The sequence below is a fragment of the Pseudovibrio flavus genome, assembly GCF_009711345.1.
Taxonomy (GTDB): Bacteria; Pseudomonadota; Alphaproteobacteria; order Rhizobiales; family Stappiaceae; genus Pseudovibrio; species Pseudovibrio flavus.
In genome coordinates, this window is sequence record NZ_SMMA01000065.1 from 338,483 (window position 1) to 354,527 (window position 16,045).

Here is a 16,045-nt window from a genome sequence, read left to right on the forward strand (position 1 = left end):
AAAACTCCCTTCACCAGCCTTAGAGGGCGCTAAACAGCGCATACACACTTACAGCCGCAACTATATCTTGGAACTTGTCAAAGATTTGTCGCCAGTTGCTCCGTGAAATATCGGGGACGTAGATGGTGTCACCCGCACGAACAACAGGAAGGTTCTTGAGATCGCCCCGTTTAGCAAAATCTAGCAGATTGAAGAGCGTGGCTTGATCGCGGCAGCAGGAGAGATTGACGATCAGGATTTTTTCAACGAGCGCATCACTTCCAGGGCCTCCAGCTTCAGCAAGAAGGTCGAGGATCGTCATAGAGTCATCAAACTCGTAACGGCCCGGCGACTTCACGGCTCCTAAAACACGAACTGATTTTTCCTTAGAAAGATCAAGCCACTCGCGTTCTTGATCTGGAATATAGATCACGTCGCCATTTCGTACCCGCGGCAGAATGGATTCATCACCCGTCTCGAAGTATAGAGCCAGATTGACCTTGCTGACCCGCGAGCCACGCTCTCCACGATGGGTCACCCGAATATTGCGAAGATCAGCCGAAATGCGAGGCCCGTCCGCTGCACTTACGATATCAAGAAAGTGCATCTGCCGGTTAAAAGCGTAACGCCCCGGCGCTCCAACCGAGCCCATGATGTAGATGGAATCTTCCGGTGCTTGCCGAACCCATTGCGACTTAGGGTCTGTTGGGTCTGCTGGCAACTCGGGCACTACAACAAAGGCACCTGCCTCCAGCTTTGGTACTTCAGATAAATCACCGCCATAGCGGATGAAGTAGTCGGCATCAAACCGCTCTGTTACTGCTCTGCCATTACGCCGGTAGACCACTTGAATGTCGGAGAGGTCTGCCTGCGCATTGGGGCCGCCAGCTTCTGCAAAAAGGTCAAAGAATGACATTTCAGAGGACCATTCATAGCGGCCGGGTTTATAAACTGCGCCGATAATCTCAATGGCCCGCTCTGGTGGAACTTTGAGCCACGAGGTTTCGTCCGTCTCGCTCTTTTCAGGAACAAAGATCGTATCTCCGCCTCTAACCTCGGGCAGTACAATGGGTTTACCTTCTGTGTACTGCAAAAGGTCAACCCGCTCGACTGAGCCATCTGCACGTATGACCTTGACCTGACGAGTATCGGCGAAACGTCCCGGCCCACCGGCATTGGCGATGATTTCAATGAAGCTCTGGCCGGGTTTACTCTCAAACGCACCCGGCTTTGCAACCTCGCCCATAACGTAGACAACACTGTTGCCTGTTTTGACGTTGTCCATCTGCGGCGGAATGTAGATGGTTGCGCCGGGGCCAACTTTAACGAGATAGCTCGGGTCCGCAGTATCAAGATACTGCTGTAAGTCGAAAATGATGGGCACCGTATCGTTGATGACGCGGATGTCGCGAATGTTTGCGTCGCGCGTCACACCACCAGCGCGCATAATCAGATCAAGAATGCTTGTCGTGTCTTTGAACGCAAAAAGGGCAGGGTTGTTCACTTCGCCAAAGACTTTTACCGCTGTCTCGTCAATGCCATCTCCCGCGCCCTCAAGTTGTCTGCTGTCGAACGTAACCTCGATGTTGCCCGTGATCGGCGTGGAGGGCACGAATATTTCATCTCCATCCCTAATCTGCGGCAGGCTGCTGGGAGCGCCGGTATCAAGGTAGCGCTTGTAGTTAAACGGAATAACGCGCCCGTTGCGCCTTAGCTGGAACTTGTCGAGCTGCGCCCCCTGCCGCAAGCCTTCAGCCGCAGCAAGGGCCATCTGAACATTAGAGCCTTCCGGCAAACGTACTTTGCCCGGCTTGTTGACGTAGCCCAGAACATTAACGGTGAGCGCATCGCGTTCTTTATCTTCCCTCGTTCTATCTGGAACAAAGACAACGCTCTGCGCATCGAGTTTTGGAACTTCGGATAGACTTCCACCGTCTTCGAGGAACTTTTTCAAGTTAAAGCGGGTGGAGACAGCCCCATCATCGCCACGCTTTAATATCTGGATTTGGGCTGTATCCGCATCACCATTTGGCCCTCCAGCTTCACCCATGAGGTCGAATATGGTCATCTCGTCAGACCATTCGTAACGGCCCGGTTTGTAGACTGCGCCAAGAATTTCTACCGACCGTTCTGGCGGAACCTTAAGCCACGATGGCTCTTGCACCTCTGTTTTCTCAGGTACGAAAATAGCATCACCCGGCCCAACCTCAGGCAGCTTATCAATCCGCCTCTCTGTGTAGGCGACCAGATCCACCATTTCTACGCTTCCATCCGCACGAATGAGGCGAATTTGCTTTGTGTCGGCAAAGCGGCTTGGGCCGCCAGCATTGGCAAGGATCTCAATAAAGGTGGCATCCTCACCGCTTTCAAACGCGCCGGGCTTTGCTACCTCGCCCATTACGAAAACGGTGTTCTTGCCTGCCCGAATGTCGTCCACCTGCTGGGGGATGAAAATGGTTGCGCCCGGCAAAACATCGACGAGAAGCGCTCCGTCAGCAGTCTCCAGATATTGCTCCAGATTAAACCGTTCCGGCTGACCTTCGTTGATCACCTTGATCTGCTGTAGGCCTGCGCTTCCCGTAACGCCTCCCGCTCGCATGATGTAGTCGATGACGTTCTGACCCTGAGTAAAAGAGTAGCTTGCAGGTGTATTCACTTCGCCAAATACTTTTACCGCGCTGTCCGCATTCGCTCCGTCCCCTTGCTCCATCAAAGTACGGCCATCGACAGTCACCTCCACATTGCCAAGAAGCGAGGAGGAGGGGATGAATATCTCGTCGCCATCTTGCAGAGTAGGCAACGTGGATGGATCACCAGAGTCCAGATAATCCTTGAAGTTGAAGACCTCAACAGTGTCACCCCGTCTTAGCTGGAACTTGTCCAACTGCGCCCCTTGCCTAAGGCCATCAGACTGGGTGATTGCCAGTTGCACATTGGCGCTCTTTGATAGTTTGATCTCGCCGGGCTTGTTTACAAAGCCAAGGACGGTGACCGTTATGCTGTCCTTTGTTGTTTCCTGCGCGCCTTTATCAGGAACCAGAACAACAGCGCCAGCATTTAAAACCGGGATGTCCGCGGTGCTGCCACCGTTTTCGACAAAGCCCTTCAAATTAAAGCGGATGGACTGCGCCCAATCACCATCTTTGAGAAGAATTTGGATGTTGGAAGTGTCAGCTTCACCCGTCGGGCCACCAGCCTGCGCGATAAGGTCAAAAAGGCCCATCTCCTGAGACCATTCATAACGCCCCGGCTTGAAAACGGCGCCTATAACTTCAACGGCCTTTTCTGGGCCCAGCTTAAGCCAGCTCGGCTCATCTACCTCCAGCTTTTCGGGAACGAAAATAGCATCGCCGCCGGATATTTCGGGTAGCTTGTCCACCTTGCGCTCGGTGAAGGCAACGAGATCGACCATCTCGACGGTGCCGTCGGCGCGGATCACGCGGATATTGCGCGTATCCGCAAAGCGGGTGGGGCCACCAGCATTTGCGATAATGTCAATGAAGTTGGCATCCTGCCGCCCTTCAAAAGCGCCGGGCTTTGCAACTTCACCCATCACATAGACGGTGCTTTTACCGGCCTGAATCTCGTCCTTCGCGGTGGGAACGTAGATGGTCGCGCCCGGTTCCAGGTTATTCAGAAGGTTGCTGTCGCCAGTATCCAGATACATCTGCATATTGAACAGCTCTGGCCGACCATTATTGATTACGCGGATCTGCTCCACACTGGCATAGCGTGTCACGCTGCCTGCCCGCATGATGTAGTCGATAATGTTGGAACCGGGTTTGTAGGCGAAACTCGCCGGATTGTTGACCTCACCAATCACTTTAATGGAGGCATCTTTCTCAGCGCCGTCACCAGCTTCCGCAAGCCAGCGGCCATCAAAGTCGATCTCTACATTACCAATGAGTGGAGAAGCCGGAACGAAAAGGATATCAAGAGTATGGAGTTCTGGCAGTGCGTTAGGGTCGCCGCTATCAAGATAATCCTTGTAGTTGAAACGGGTTACTGTATCACCCCGGCGCAGCTGAAAGGCATCCAGCTGTGCGCCCTGACGTAAGCCACCTGCTTCTGTTATTGCAGTTTGAACATTGGCGTTGGCAGGTAGGTTAACTTGTCCCGGTTTTGCGACATACCCAAGAACGGTCACCAGAAGGCGGCGTTTAGCCAGAGAAACTTCCAGCCGGTCCAGTTCCCGATAAGCGCGAGAAAGAGCCGCCTTAATACGCTCCGTCGCTTCCTGCGGAGTGAGCCCGTCAATCTCCACCTCACCGACCTCAGGCAGTTCTACCAAACCGAATTCATTGATAGAAAACGGGTTCTCAAACCCTTCTTCACCGGGAAGGAATACATTGACCTCGTCACCCACTCTAAAAAGGTCGCTCTTAGGAGAGAGAGGGTCGATGCTCTCACTATCGGCAGGGGGAACATTCGGAGATGCGCCAGAGTCCAAAGTGGCTGGACTAGTCTGCTGAGGGGAAACGGGGGCAGGGCTATTGGGTGGTTCCCCCGCACTTAAAGGAGTGCTGCTACCAGCTTGCGGTACCTGCTCTTGGGCCAAAGCGGTCGGCCCGTACACAGCAGGAGAGATGAGAGCCAAAATGAAAATGACGAGCAAGGGCAAAAGGGAACGACCCAGTCGCTCCAGCCAGATAAAACCTAGCTTAGAGAAAAGCGCCCCCCGACGAACTGTCATCCCCGAGCCCCTTTATTGAGCCCTTCATGGCGATTGAGTTTGTCTTCAATTGCCTGCAGCTGGAACCACAGGGTTGCCATGTCTTGTTCAGCGTCATAACCCAACCCGCCTGCCGCTTCCCGCTTTATACGAACAAGTGAAAGGCGGGCAACTTCCAAATCAGCAGCAGCCCACCGCTCGGCACCGCGCCGTTCTAGGTCAGCCATAATGATCTCGAAGGAGCGGATTGAGCGTTGATCAGACGTGAAGCGTTCGGCAGCGCCTCCAGATCCATGATCCGGCCACCAAGTACAAGAACTCAGTATAACGCAGAGCCCAATTACTAGCGGGATGCTCGCGAGAGGGAAGCCCCCGCTACGAGGCTTCATGCAGCTTTGTCATCCTCATCTGAAATGATGTCCGTCATTTTCAAATGCTTGAGCAGCTTGTGGGGCTGGCCAGAGACATGGGTAAGCTTCAGCTTGCGCCCTGCAACACTCAAACGCTTATAAAGAAATACGATTGCCCCTATACCGGAGGAGTCAATGAAGGTTGTTTCCCGAAGGTCCAGCTCTACATCCTCACCGGTTTTGGCGAGGGTATCGAACTGGTCACGCAGGCGGTCCATCTCGGCTGCGTCCATATCCTGTGGCATCTGCATCAATTGCACCATTCTTTTTCTCCGTGGTTCGCATCGCGCTGCGAGCTAAACGAGTCGATGGTTACTTCAATGTAGCAACAAACATACCTTATTCATCTGCGGAATTTGTAGGTAAATCGAGATATGATTACCCAATTCGCTATGTATCTTTGCAATTTGCAAAGTTTATCGTGCGCCTTGCAAAGAATATATGCGTGTGACTGCTTTTTTCCATGGCACGGCGGTTGCAAACTTATTGGCACGTCTCCGGGATTTATTCCCAATCTGTGCAAAACGCCAAGGTCAGATCACGTTAATGGGAACAAAACAGGTTCATATCGTCCAAAAAATGGCACCGGGTGGAATCGAGCTTCTTGTTCGGCGTCTGGCTGATGAAGACGGCGTGGACGTACACATCTATTCCTTGGAAAGTCCCGATGGACCGGTTGAAGGCGAAGCCAATACAGCTAACGACTGGCTCACATCCAGTAAGGTCACGATCTTTAATAAGAAGGCGGGCCTGCGTCCTGATCTCATTTGGCACTTGATCGGCGAGCTAAAAAAGCAAAAACCGGATGTTGTGGTGACCCATCACATCGGCCCGTTGCTTTATGGCGGTGCTGCTGCACGCTTGGCAGGCGTGCCGGTGTTTGCTCATATCGAACACGATGCGTGGCACCTTGAGGATGACAATCAGCGCCGACTTACCAAACTGGCTTGCAAAGTCCTCAAACCCAAATTGGCAGGCGTGAGCACAACCGTCGCGAAGCGCGTTGGTGAGCTAACAGGCCGCGCCGATGTGGCGGTCATTCCCAACGGCATCGATATCCAGAAGTTCCGTCCGGCGGATAAAGCTGAAGCAAGGCGTGCCTTTGGTCTTCCAGATGAAGGCGTCGTTGTGGGTGCTGTCGGCAGGTTGGAGATGGTCAAAGGGTTCGATGTGCTGGTGGCAGCCGCTGCGCATCTACCGCCAAACTACACGGTGGTTATCGCCGGAGATGGTAGCCAGAAAGAAGCGCTAAGTCGCCAAATAAGCCAGCTTGGTCTAGAGGGGCGCGTTCGTCTTCTGGGCTCTGTAGAGCATATGGAGAGGCTATTTCCGGCCTTCGATGTGCTGGCTGTCCCTTCTCGCAACGAAGGACTGCCGCTTACCATTATCGAGGCGCAATCTTGCTCTGTACCTGTGGTCGCATCCCGCGTTGGCGCTGTGCCTGATGGTCTTTGCCCGCAAACCAGCCGCCTGGTTGAGCCGGAAGACCCCTCACTTTTAGCGAAAGCCATCATGGAGCGCATTGAGGCGCCCTTGGAAATAGACCCCAGAGATTTCGTCATATCCCAATTCGATTGGTCGAAAACAACATCGGCCTATACCGCGCTAGCCGCAGAGGAACATCATGGCAGCTGAGTTTTTTGCAGTAACATCCGGTGCTTTGCTAGGCTACCACGGGTTGGTGTACCCTTGGCTGCTCAGATACTTAAGCGCCAACAAAGAGCGTGTAACCTCTAGCGCAGTTGCGCTGACAGCAGAAGAAGCGCCATCTATTGAAATTATCATCCCTGCTTACAACGAGGCAGAGGATATTGCGGCCAAGCTGGAGAACCTCGCTGCGCTGGATTACCCGCGCGAGAAGCTACAAGTAACCGTCGTATTTGATGGCTGTACGGACGATACTTTTGAGCATGCGGAAGAAGTTCTGAAGCGTAAGGAGTTTAAGGACGAGCCGATCAGGCTTGATCAACGTTTCTGGAACCGCGGTAAAGTTGCTGTACTTAATGAGGCTGTCGGCTCAAGCACTGCCGACATCATTTTGCTCACCGATGTGTCCGCGATGATAAAGAGCGATGCGCTGCTGCGTATTGTTGAACGTTTCGACAAGCCCGAGGTTGGCGTTGTTTGCGGCACCTACAAGCTGGAAAGCGGTGATGCTGGAGAAACAAGTTACTGGTCCTATCAAACATGGGTGAAGGATGCAGAAGGTGCTTTGGCATCTCCCTTTGGCGCTCACGGAGCCCTTTACGCGTTCAGAACCAGACTCTGGGAAGAACTGCCTGAAAACACCATAAATGATGATGTCATCATCCCGATGCGCATTGTCGAGCAAGGGTACAAGGCGGTTTATGATCTGGAGATCGTCGCTACTGAGCGGGAAAAGGCCGCGCGAGAGACAGACCTCAAGCGCCGTATTCGGATAGGGGCAGGTAACCTTCAGCAGGCGATGTGGCTTTGGCGGCTGGCCGATCCCAGAAATCCAGAGATGGCTTTCATCTTCCTCAGCGGCAAAGGGCTTCGTGCCTTTGTTCCTGCCTTACTGTTTATCTTCATCATCGCCTGTCTGTTCCTTGCGTTTCAGGGAAGCCTGCTTGGCCTGTTGGTAGTGCTTCTCGTTGTAGCAAGCCTTGGCGTTAACTGTCTGGAGGCTTACACGGAGAAGCCTCTCCCTTCCTTCCTTAAGCCCTTCTCGGCCGCAGGCTATGCCATTGGCGGGCAGGCAGCATCGCTCCTTGGTATTTGCAGCCTCATAGCGGGTAGAAAAGGTCCGTGGCGAAGAGCGGCTGACAATACCGGTGAGCCGGATTACATCCACCCTCTGTCACGCGCTGGTAAACGGGTGCTGGATGTCTTCTTCGGTACGTGCGCCTTTATCGTTATGGCGATTATCTATGTACCCTTGGCCATTATCATCAAATTGGATTCACCGGGGCCAATCTTCTACCGCCAGTACCGTGTTGGTGAACGCACACCGGATCAAACCAAACTCTTCCTTTTGACCAAGTTTCGCACAATGCGAACGGACGCAGAAAAGGATGGAGCCCAGTGGGCTAAGAAGAACGATCCTCGCGCAACACGCTTTGGGCGCTTTATGCGCAAGACCAGAATTGATGAACTGCCCCAATGCCTCAATGTTCTTAGAGGGGAAATGTCCGTTGTTGGCCCAAGGCCAGAGCGTCCCGCTTTCTTTGAGAAGCTGGAGGATGAAATCCCGTTCTACATTGAACGAACATATGGCCTGCGTCCGGGTATTACCGGCCTTGCTCAAGTGGAACAGGGGTATGACGAAGACATCGAAGATGTCCGCTCAAAGGTCATGCACGACCATGTTTATGCCATGAGGCTGGTTAAACCTCTCGATTGGCTGAAGACAGATCTTTCGATCATTTTCCGAACTGTCACGGTTATGGCAACCGGACGCGGACGCTGATCTTTAAGAAACATCAAGAGAGTCGCCAGGAGGCTCATAGAAAATGATAAGTCAGTTTTCTACCCGAGCGCGCATAGCCATCAGCAGCTTGTTTATGCTGTTCGTGGTCTTGATCACGCTGGCGACCTTGTCGGCGCTGCGTTATCGCGAACTCGATGAAAAGCCGCTTGATAACATTACTGAAAACATCATCTGGGTGACCTCCCAAACCGAGATCGACTTCCATCGCTTCATGCATGCGCTGGATGATTTTGCACTTAGCCAGCATCTGGTGAGCAAAGAGGTTCTGGTTTCCCGCTTTGATGTGCTTCGTAACCGACTGAACCTTTATAATGACGGGGTGTTGAAGCAGAAACTTCTTTCTGCGCCGGAGACAGCTACAATCATCGCATCCTTCAAGAAGGCGCTGGAAAATGTTGATAGTGATGTGCATGAAATGGAGCGAGGTGACGAGGCTACTCGTGATAAAATCTACCATGAGCTTCACCCGTTTTCTGATCAACTGCGTACCGTAACACTTTCAAGCCTTCGTATTGATACAAGGGGCCGCCTAACAACGCACGAGGACCTTACACAGCTTCGTCATGAGGTGTTTGGTTTTGGTGCTCTTGCCATGCTCGCCCTGTTTGGCTTGTTTATCTCTCTCATTTACTCAGAGCTGAAAACTGCCCGCCTACTCAAAGACAGTAATGATGTAAGAGAGAATGCAGATGATGCCCGCCAGCAATTGGTCAACGCTGTCGAGAGCCTGAATGAGGGCTTTCTTCTATGCGATGAAGAAGACCGCATTTTGCTTTGTAATCAGCGCTTCCTGCAAGATCATCCCGTGATGGCACAGGTGCTCGTTCCTGGAGAACGTTACGAAGAATGCCTTCGTCATGCAGCACTCAACGGCCAGTTCAGAATTAAGCAAAGTGATCTGGATAACTGGCTCGCACGCCGATTGGTCGAACGCCGTCAGGAGAGTGACACCTACGAAGTGCAGCTTGCCGATGGGCGCTGGGTCAAGGTATCGGAGCGTCGTACTCAAGACGGTAGAAGCGTTTCCATCTACACCGACATTAGCCAAATCAAGCAGCGCGAAGAGGACCTTAAGAAGGCGCAGGAGCGCTTGGAAAGTCAGGCAACCGATCTTGCTCAACTTGCAGAGGAAGCAGAAAAGGCAAGGGCTACGCTGTATGATGCGGTTGCAAGTCTCGACGAAGCGTTTGTGCTGTTTGATAGCGATCGCAAACTGTCACTTTGCAATGACCAGTACCGCTCACTGTTTGGAACGCACAAAGATGAAATCAGAAGCGGCGTGTCGTTTGAACATGTCCTGCGCCTTGCCAGTAAGGGCGGTGTTATTCAGGTCGAAGGCGATCCTGAGGAGTATGTCGCAAAACGCCTGCAACTGCGCATGAAAGCAGATAAGCAGGACGACAAAAACCTGCGCTATGAAGAACAAACGACAGATGGGCGTTGGTTTATCGTCTCTTCAAAGCCAACTCGCAACGGCGGCATAGTTGGCATCCTCTCAGACTTCACTGAGACAAAGCGTAGAGCGCTCGATATCCAGAAAGCCAACGAGCAACTGGAAGAGCAAACAGACCGGCTTCAGGTGCTGGCAGAAGAAGCACAAGCAGCCAGCCGCGCAAAGTCCGAGTTCCTCGGTGTAATGTCCCACGAAATCCGCACGCCGATGAATGCTATTCTCGGCTATTCGCGGCTACTGGTGGAAGGAAGGATCACCGAAGAACAGCGGGACTTTGTGGTCGGTATTGAAGAAGCATCGCAGCGGCTTCTTACCATTATCAATGATATTCTGGACTTCTCTCGTCTTGAAACTGGCCGTTTGACGCTGGACGCCAAACCCTTCCGTGTTAACTCCATGATTGGCGAGTGTGTGAAGCTTGGCGATGCGATGGCTGCCGGTAAAGACATCGCCATTGAAACGGAAATCCATGGCAATGTTCCGCCAATGGTTGATGCTGATAGAGACAGAATTCATCAGGTTCTCTTCAACCTGCTTTCCAACTCCATCAAATACACGGATCAAGGCAAGGTGCTGGTAGAAGTTGATGCAGCACCAAGTCAGGATAACAAGACACGCCTGACATTTGCCGTGAGTGATACCGGCAGAGGCATACCGTTTGCTCAGCAATCGCAATTGTTCCAGCCATTTGACCGTAAGCTAAGCGCCAACTCCACGAGTGCGCGCGGTGCAGGGCTTGGCCTTTCCTTGTGTAAGCGCTTGGTTGACTTGATGAGCGGTGAGATCGGTTTTGAATCCATGGAAGGCTGTGGTTCCCGTTTCTGGTTCACCATTGATGTTGATGTGGTATCGCGCAGTGAAGCGCAGCAGATTGAGCAGTTCAGCAAATCAATGGGGTCGGATGAGGAAACTCCGCGCCAAGAAGAGCCAGAAGACCATTCAGTGGCCCTTTCCATTCTTGTCGTTGAAGATACTCCGGCGAGCCGTGAAATCTTGAAGACAGCACTTGAACGTCGTGGCCATCAGGTCACTGCCGTTGAAAACGGTGCGCTTGCAGTTGAGGCGGTAGAACAGAACGACTTTGACCTCATCTTCATGGATATTCAGATGCCGGTTATGGACGGTATTGAAGCAACCCGCGCTATTCGTCAGTTGAAGGGCTATAAATCAGAAGTCCCGATCTTTGCTGTTTCCGCTCAGGCTATGGAAAAGGACAAGGAGCGAGCCTACAAAGCAGGGCTTTCCGGCTACCTAACCAAGCCGATCCGTTGGAATGAGATCGACGATGTGTTGGTATCGGTCCATATCGAGCATATTCCGATGACTTTGCGGGCTACGCGAAACCTTCGCAGAGCAGCCGAGAGTATTGAGGCAGCGCACGAGGAAGACCTTCGCGCAGAAAGTGAGGCTGTAGAGCCCGTTGCGCCAGCCGCACCTGCGCAAGTGAGGGACGAGCCGGAGCAACCTGCGCCGCCTTCACTAAACGGTCAGGTGCCGGAACCTGAGGCGCCTAAGGAAGCTGAAGCACAGCCAGTAACGCTGGATCAGGATGAAGGGCTTGGTGATGACATCGAGCACGAGACCCTTAATGAAATTATCGATGCAGTGGGGGATGAAGTGTTCAGCTCACTTCTTGATACCTTCCTCAATAATGCGCGAGAGGTTTCCGAGCAGCTTGTAGACCGAATAGAGCAAAAGGATCTGGTGCAGCTTCAAAAAACGGCGCACCGCTTTGCCGGTCTGCTATCGCAATTCGGTGCGATGAAAGCAGCTTCAATTGCCTCCGATGTCGAGAATGAGCCGGACTTATCCCGCGCTCTGGAAATGGCAGGTCAATTACTGCAATCAGCAGGAACCGCAGTATCCGAACTGGAAAAATTACCCTACGGTCAGCACAAATCCGGTTCTGGCGGCAGCAGCTAGCCAGAATTCTGCCTCAGGGAGCCGCTAGAACGGCAGAACCCTAAGTAATGCAAGGCGATTGTGTATGGCTGAACAACAAGCAAGGGTGCTGGTGGTAGAGGACACCTATGCGCTGCTTGAAACCTACAAAGCCTACTTGAGGCCAGAGCCTATGGATGTCATAGGCTTTGAGACTGGCGTGCAAGCGCTTGAGAGCATCCAGCTCAATGAGCCCTCGGTGATCGTGCTTGATATCAATTTACCAGACATGAACGGGCTGGATATCCTTAAGGCCGTCAAATCCGCCAAGTTGAAGACAGAGGTGGTTGTTATAACCGGTCAGGCATCTGTCAATTTGGCCGTTGAGGCGATGCGAGCTGGTGCTTTTGATTTTCTTATGAAGCCCTTTTCCGCCGACAGGCTGCGAGAAACGGTGAGGGCGGCCACTGAACGCAGCAGGATAGCGGTAGCGGTTGACGAGAGCGAAAGCACCCAAGGGCGGACCGAACGGTTTGCTGGTATCATTGGCCACTCAGAACCGATGCAGCGGGTCTTTCAAATTCTGAAAAATGCTGCCCCCTCCAGCGCCTCCATCTTTATCAGCGGCGAGAGCGGAACCGGTAAAGAGGTTTGCGCCAATGCAGTGCATGAACTGTCCAAGAGGCGTGACAAGCCTTTCGTGACTATCAACTGCGCAGCTATCCCCAAAGATCTACTGGAGAGTGAGATTTTCGGCCACATCAAAGGGGCCTTTACCGGTGCAACGGCAGACCGACAGGGCGCAGCGCTTAGTGCCGATGGAGGTACGCTGTTTCTTGACGAGATTTGCGAGATGGACTTGTTGTTACAGTCCAAACTGCTGCGTTTCCTTCAAGAAAAGCAGGTTCAACGGGTTGGGGAGGACAGGCTTCGCCCCGCTGATGTTCGTATCGTTTGTGCGACCAACCGTGACCCGCTGATTGAAATAGCGGAAGGCCGCTTTAGAGAAGACCTATACTACCGCCTTCATGTGGTTCCCGTTTTTCTCCCTCCACTTAGAGAGAGGGCTGGTGATGTTTTGCTGCTCGCCAACTACTTCCTAACGGAGTACGCAAGAGAGGAAGGCAAGGGTTTCAAGAATTTTAGTGAGCATGCGGAAGAAACGCTGACCAGCTATCCCTGGCCGGGAAACATTCGCGAGCTGCAAAACGCCATTCGTAATGCTGTGGTTTTGAATGATGGTGACACTCTGGAAAAGGATATGCTTCCCCATGAGCTGGTCTCCGGTGGAAGCAGGTCGTCAGCAGCAACCAATGGGGGTATGGAAAGGCGGGATACGTCTGAAGCATTGGTTCCTCCACCTACCGGCAAGTTGGGGAGAGCGGCAGAGGCATTGTCTGAGGCAGTAGCAGTACCTTCGAGAAGCGGCGAGATGCCTCCTGTTTCGCGTCCCGTGCAGCAGGACGATAGGGCAGGTCAATTCCCTTTCCAGCGATCTTACTCCGCCCCTGTTGAGATTATGCCGCTGGAAACAGTCATTCGGCTGACGATTGAAGATGCTATTGAAAGGTGCGGCGGCAGCATTCCCAAAGCGGCGGCGGCGTTGGAGGTTAGTCCGTCTACTATCTACCGACGTCTACAGGCTTGGGAAGAAGAAGATCAGCGCAAAAGCGAAGAGCACCAAACAAGGGCGCTCAACAGCTAAGCCGCCCGCTTTTCCTTGGGTTTTTGAGTGGCGTCTATAATTCTTGGCATGCGCACGATAATCGGTAGATCATGCGCTGCCTGCTGGAATTCCTCACGCCGTCTTAGTGTCGGGTCGAACACTTCTGATAGAACCGCAAGCCCGACGCCAAGAATAATACCGCCAAAAACACCGCCGATCAGATAAACGGTCTTGCCTGGTGTGACAGGCGCTTGCGGGTCTTCGGCTCGGTCGATGATCTTCACCCGTTCTGGCGCTTCAAATTCACCAAGTGCTTCGGTCACTTCCGCCATTTCAAAGCGGCGTGTCATCTCTGCATATGTTGTTTGAGCAAGCTTGATACGCCGCTCCAACCGGTTCATTTGCTTTTCGATAGGGCCAAACTGAGCAATGCTGTCTTCCAGTTCCGCGATGCTCTTTTTCAGCAAAATAACGTCTTGCTCCAGAGCCGCTCTCTTCGCCTCAGCTTCCTGTAGGGCCTGCATTTGGGATACAAGAAGAGGAACACTCGTGGAGTTGGCACCAACGGCTTGTCCTGCGGCAATGTTCCAGAGGCGGTCGAGATCAGCGCCGGTAATGTCCGAGCCCTCTTTGAAAAGTTGACTACGCTCCTCCGTAAGGCGGCGTAACCGCTGCTCAGCCGCTCTAACCTTGGAATGGTCGTCGGTATAGCGTGCCCTTAGCGCTGCAAGTTCTCCGGTAACTTCAACGATCTTTTCTTCCAACTGGCCAATAACAGGGTTGGTACTGGCAAGCCGCTCTTTCATGTTGTTCAGCGCCGCCTGTGCGCTGGCAAGGGCTACACTTCGCTGATCCAGCTCTTGTTTTAGGCCGACAAGACGTGTGACGTTCGCCGTGTAAACGGCGGGAAGCTTATCGGCATTCTCGGTTTTGAAACTCGCAAGCTCGTCTTCTGCTTCGCGAAGGTTTTCCCGCTGGCGCTCCAACTGCTGGGCTAAAAAATTGCCGCTGTCGTCCACGGCAGAGCGTTCGGGCGAGAGCAGTTTTTCCAAAAAACGCTCGCCAACGGCCTCAAGTTTTGCGGCAAGGCCATTTGGGTTAGATCCCATAATGCTGAGAGAAACCAGATCGTTACCAATAAGCGTTGCGGAAATGGATGCCGATAACGAACGAACCATAAGCTCCCGTTCTCGTGGAGAGGTGGAAGGGGTTACATCTCCAACATCTTCCAGCACTTTGCCAAGAACGTGCTCACTATGCAGTAGCGCCTTAAGCGCTGGCATTCGCTCCTTCAAATTTGGTCCGATTGCAAGGTCTTCAAGGAAAGGGTTAAGCCTAGCGGGTTCCTGAACGAGAACCGTCATATGGGCTTCGTACTTCTTAGGTGCGTAATCGGCTGCAAAATAGGCGATTGGTGGCAGAACAAGAAGCGGAATGCAGATCATGTAGCGCCGCCGCCAAGCAGCGTCGAACACCAGCATTACAAATTCCATAGGAGAACGGCTCATCTCTTCGTCGTGCCCTTGCTTGTTTTTGTTCTTCAGGCATCGCTATAGCGACTACGTAGAAATAATAGGGTAACTGGGCTTAACAATCAAACAAAGCAAAATGAAGAATTTAGTAAACTGCTATTAATTTCAATTAATTACCCGATGGCTTGGCATGAACCTCAACCGTGCTCATAGCAAGTTCAGGAGAAAACACAGGCGATATGCGAACGGAGCTTGGCGCTATCATTCTTAGCCGGTCGAAGGTCTTTTGAGCCGCCAGTAGCTTGTCATAGGCAGAGCCACGTCTGGCAAGGCCGACATGAATTTCTATTTCCATTCCAGCACGTTGGACGTTGTCAGTGAAGTTCACAAATGCTTGCTTTGCTTCTGCCGTTAAATCGCTCTCAGGCAGCAAGCCTTCAAAGCGAATGAAGCCGAATGATGGTCGTTGTGTCTTGGTGCTACTATCTTGCGCGCTGATGGAGGCTGTCTGCCGAGGTATGCTGTCGGCAGATGGAAGGGGCGTTCCTCCGGAGGACTTTGTTTTTTCAATCGCTTGAAGCAGTTGCAGGCGGGCGTTTATCTGGGCCGGATCGGTGATCGCGCTTCTGTTCGGATTGCGATTGGTTGATCCTTGAAGTGCGGCGGAGGCTAATCGCTGCATTTGTTCATTTGAGGCTGTGTTCTTCTCAAAGGCGATACTACTTGGCTGGCGATCCTGCATAAATTCTTTAAACAGAACGTCAGCACGTGCGTCAGTTGATGAGCCTTTGGATGTCGCAGTATCTTGTGCGCCGCGCTCTAACTTACTGGAAGTATTAAGGATTGCAGGCTCTACGGCAAGATTGGAACGGGCGCTGTCAAGCATACGATCAATAGCGGCCTGAGCACTGTCTACGTCTTCTCCTTCAGCGCCAGCGACTTTGGCTTCAGCACGCAGGTATTCCGGTAGCAGGTCCATCTCATCGGGAGTGGAGCAAGCAGCAAGGAAAAGCAAAAATGTAACAACAGCTATACGCTCTACATTCCGCAACATTGTTGCG

Annotated in this window: 9 protein-coding genes; 4 read left to right on the forward strand and 5 right to left on the reverse strand. The window is 52.6% G+C overall.

Annotated features, from left to right (window positions below):
- Window positions 1-19: 19 nt before the first annotated feature.
- The 3 genes from E1162_RS16725 to E1162_RS16735 form a co-directional block, all read right to left on the reverse strand.
- Window positions 20-4,672, reverse strand: coding sequence for an SLBB domain-containing protein (locus E1162_RS16725; protein WP_155133573.1), 4,653 nt, complete (start codon window positions 4,670-4,672; stop codon window positions 20-22).
- Window positions 4,669-4,878 (reverse strand): hypothetical protein, encoded by a 210-nt coding sequence (locus E1162_RS16730; RefSeq protein WP_155133576.1) that lies wholly within the window; start codon window positions 4,876-4,878, stop codon window positions 4,669-4,671. Before E1162_RS16730 ends, E1162_RS16725 begins: the two co-directional genes overlap by 4 nt.
- Window positions 4,879-5,036: 158 nt before the next feature.
- Window positions 5,037-5,324 carry an STAS domain-containing protein gene (locus tag E1162_RS16735; protein WP_155133579.1) on the reverse strand — a complete coding sequence of 96 codons (288 nt, stop codon included), beginning with the start codon at window positions 5,322-5,324 and terminating at the stop codon, window positions 5,037-5,039.
- A gap of 283 nt (window positions 5,325-5,607) precedes the next feature.
- On the opposite strand from E1162_RS16735, the gene E1162_RS16740 reads away from it, so the two are divergent.
- The 4 genes from E1162_RS16740 to E1162_RS16755 all read left to right on the forward strand — a co-directional run bounded on the left by E1162_RS16740 (window position 5,608) and on the right by E1162_RS16755 (window position 13,551).
- Window positions 5,608-6,696 carry a glycosyltransferase gene (locus tag E1162_RS16740; protein WP_257099062.1) on the forward strand — a complete coding sequence of 363 codons (1,089 nt, stop codon included), beginning with the start codon at window positions 5,608-5,610 and terminating at the stop codon, window positions 6,694-6,696.
- Window positions 6,686-8,491 (forward strand): sugar transferase, encoded by a 1,806-nt coding sequence (locus E1162_RS16745; protein WP_155133585.1) that lies wholly within the window; start codon window positions 6,686-6,688, stop codon window positions 8,489-8,491. Before E1162_RS16740 ends, E1162_RS16745 begins: the two co-directional genes overlap by 11 nt.
- Window positions 8,492-8,534: 43 nt before the next feature.
- The gene (locus tag E1162_RS16750; protein WP_155133588.1) at window positions 8,535-11,888 is read left to right on the forward strand and encodes a PAS-domain containing protein; all 3,354 of its coding nucleotides are present in this window, start codon (window positions 8,535-8,537) and stop codon (window positions 11,886-11,888) included.
- A 64-nt stretch (window positions 11,889-11,952) separates the two neighbouring features.
- Entirely contained in the window at window positions 11,953-13,551 is a 1,599-nt protein-coding gene (locus E1162_RS16755) for a sigma-54-dependent transcriptional regulator (RefSeq protein ID WP_155133591.1), read from the forward strand.
- On the opposite strand, the gene E1162_RS16760 is transcribed toward E1162_RS16755, so the two are convergent.
- The gene (locus tag E1162_RS16760; protein WP_155133594.1) at window positions 13,548-15,020 is read right to left on the reverse strand and encodes a GumC family protein; all 1,473 of its coding nucleotides are present in this window, start codon (window positions 15,018-15,020) and stop codon (window positions 13,548-13,550) included. The genes E1162_RS16755 and E1162_RS16760 overlap by 4 nt on opposite strands.
- A 133-nt stretch (window positions 15,021-15,153) precedes the next feature.
- Window positions 15,154-16,038, reverse strand: coding sequence for a hypothetical protein (locus tag E1162_RS16765; protein WP_155133597.1), 885 nt, complete (start codon window positions 16,036-16,038; stop codon window positions 15,154-15,156).
- Window positions 16,039-16,045 lie beyond the last annotated feature (7 nt).

What these genes read in the sequence shown, in the direction of transcription:
- E1162_RS16725 (WP_155133573.1), bottom strand. Translation starts at nt 4,672, where the DNA reads ATGACAGTTCGTCGGGGGGCGCTTTTCTCTAAGCTAGGTTTTATCTGG.
- E1162_RS16730 (WP_155133576.1), bottom strand. Translation starts at nt 4,878, where the DNA reads ATGGCTGACCTAGAACGGCGCGGTGCCGAGCGGTGGGCTGCTGCTGAT.
- E1162_RS16735 (WP_155133579.1), bottom strand. Translation starts at nt 5,324, where the DNA reads ATGGTGCAATTGATGCAGATGCCACAGGATATGGACGCAGCCGAGATG.
- E1162_RS16740 (WP_257099062.1), top strand. Translation starts at nt 5,608, where the DNA reads ATGGGAACAAAACAGGTTCATATCGTCCAAAAAATGGCACCGGGTGGA.
- E1162_RS16745 (WP_155133585.1), top strand. Translation starts at nt 6,686, where the DNA reads ATGGCAGCTGAGTTTTTTGCAGTAACATCCGGTGCTTTGCTAGGCTAC.
- E1162_RS16750 (WP_155133588.1), top strand. Translation starts at nt 8,535, where the DNA reads ATGATAAGTCAGTTTTCTACCCGAGCGCGCATAGCCATCAGCAGCTTG.
- E1162_RS16755 (WP_155133591.1), top strand. Translation starts at nt 11,953, where the DNA reads ATGGCTGAACAACAAGCAAGGGTGCTGGTGGTAGAGGACACCTATGCG.
- E1162_RS16760 (WP_155133594.1), bottom strand. Translation starts at nt 15,020, where the DNA reads ATGAGCCGTTCTCCTATGGAATTTGTAATGCTGGTGTTCGACGCTGCT.
- E1162_RS16765 (WP_155133597.1), bottom strand. Translation starts at nt 16,038, where the DNA reads ATGTTGCGGAATGTAGAGCGTATAGCTGTTGTTACATTTTTGCTTTTC.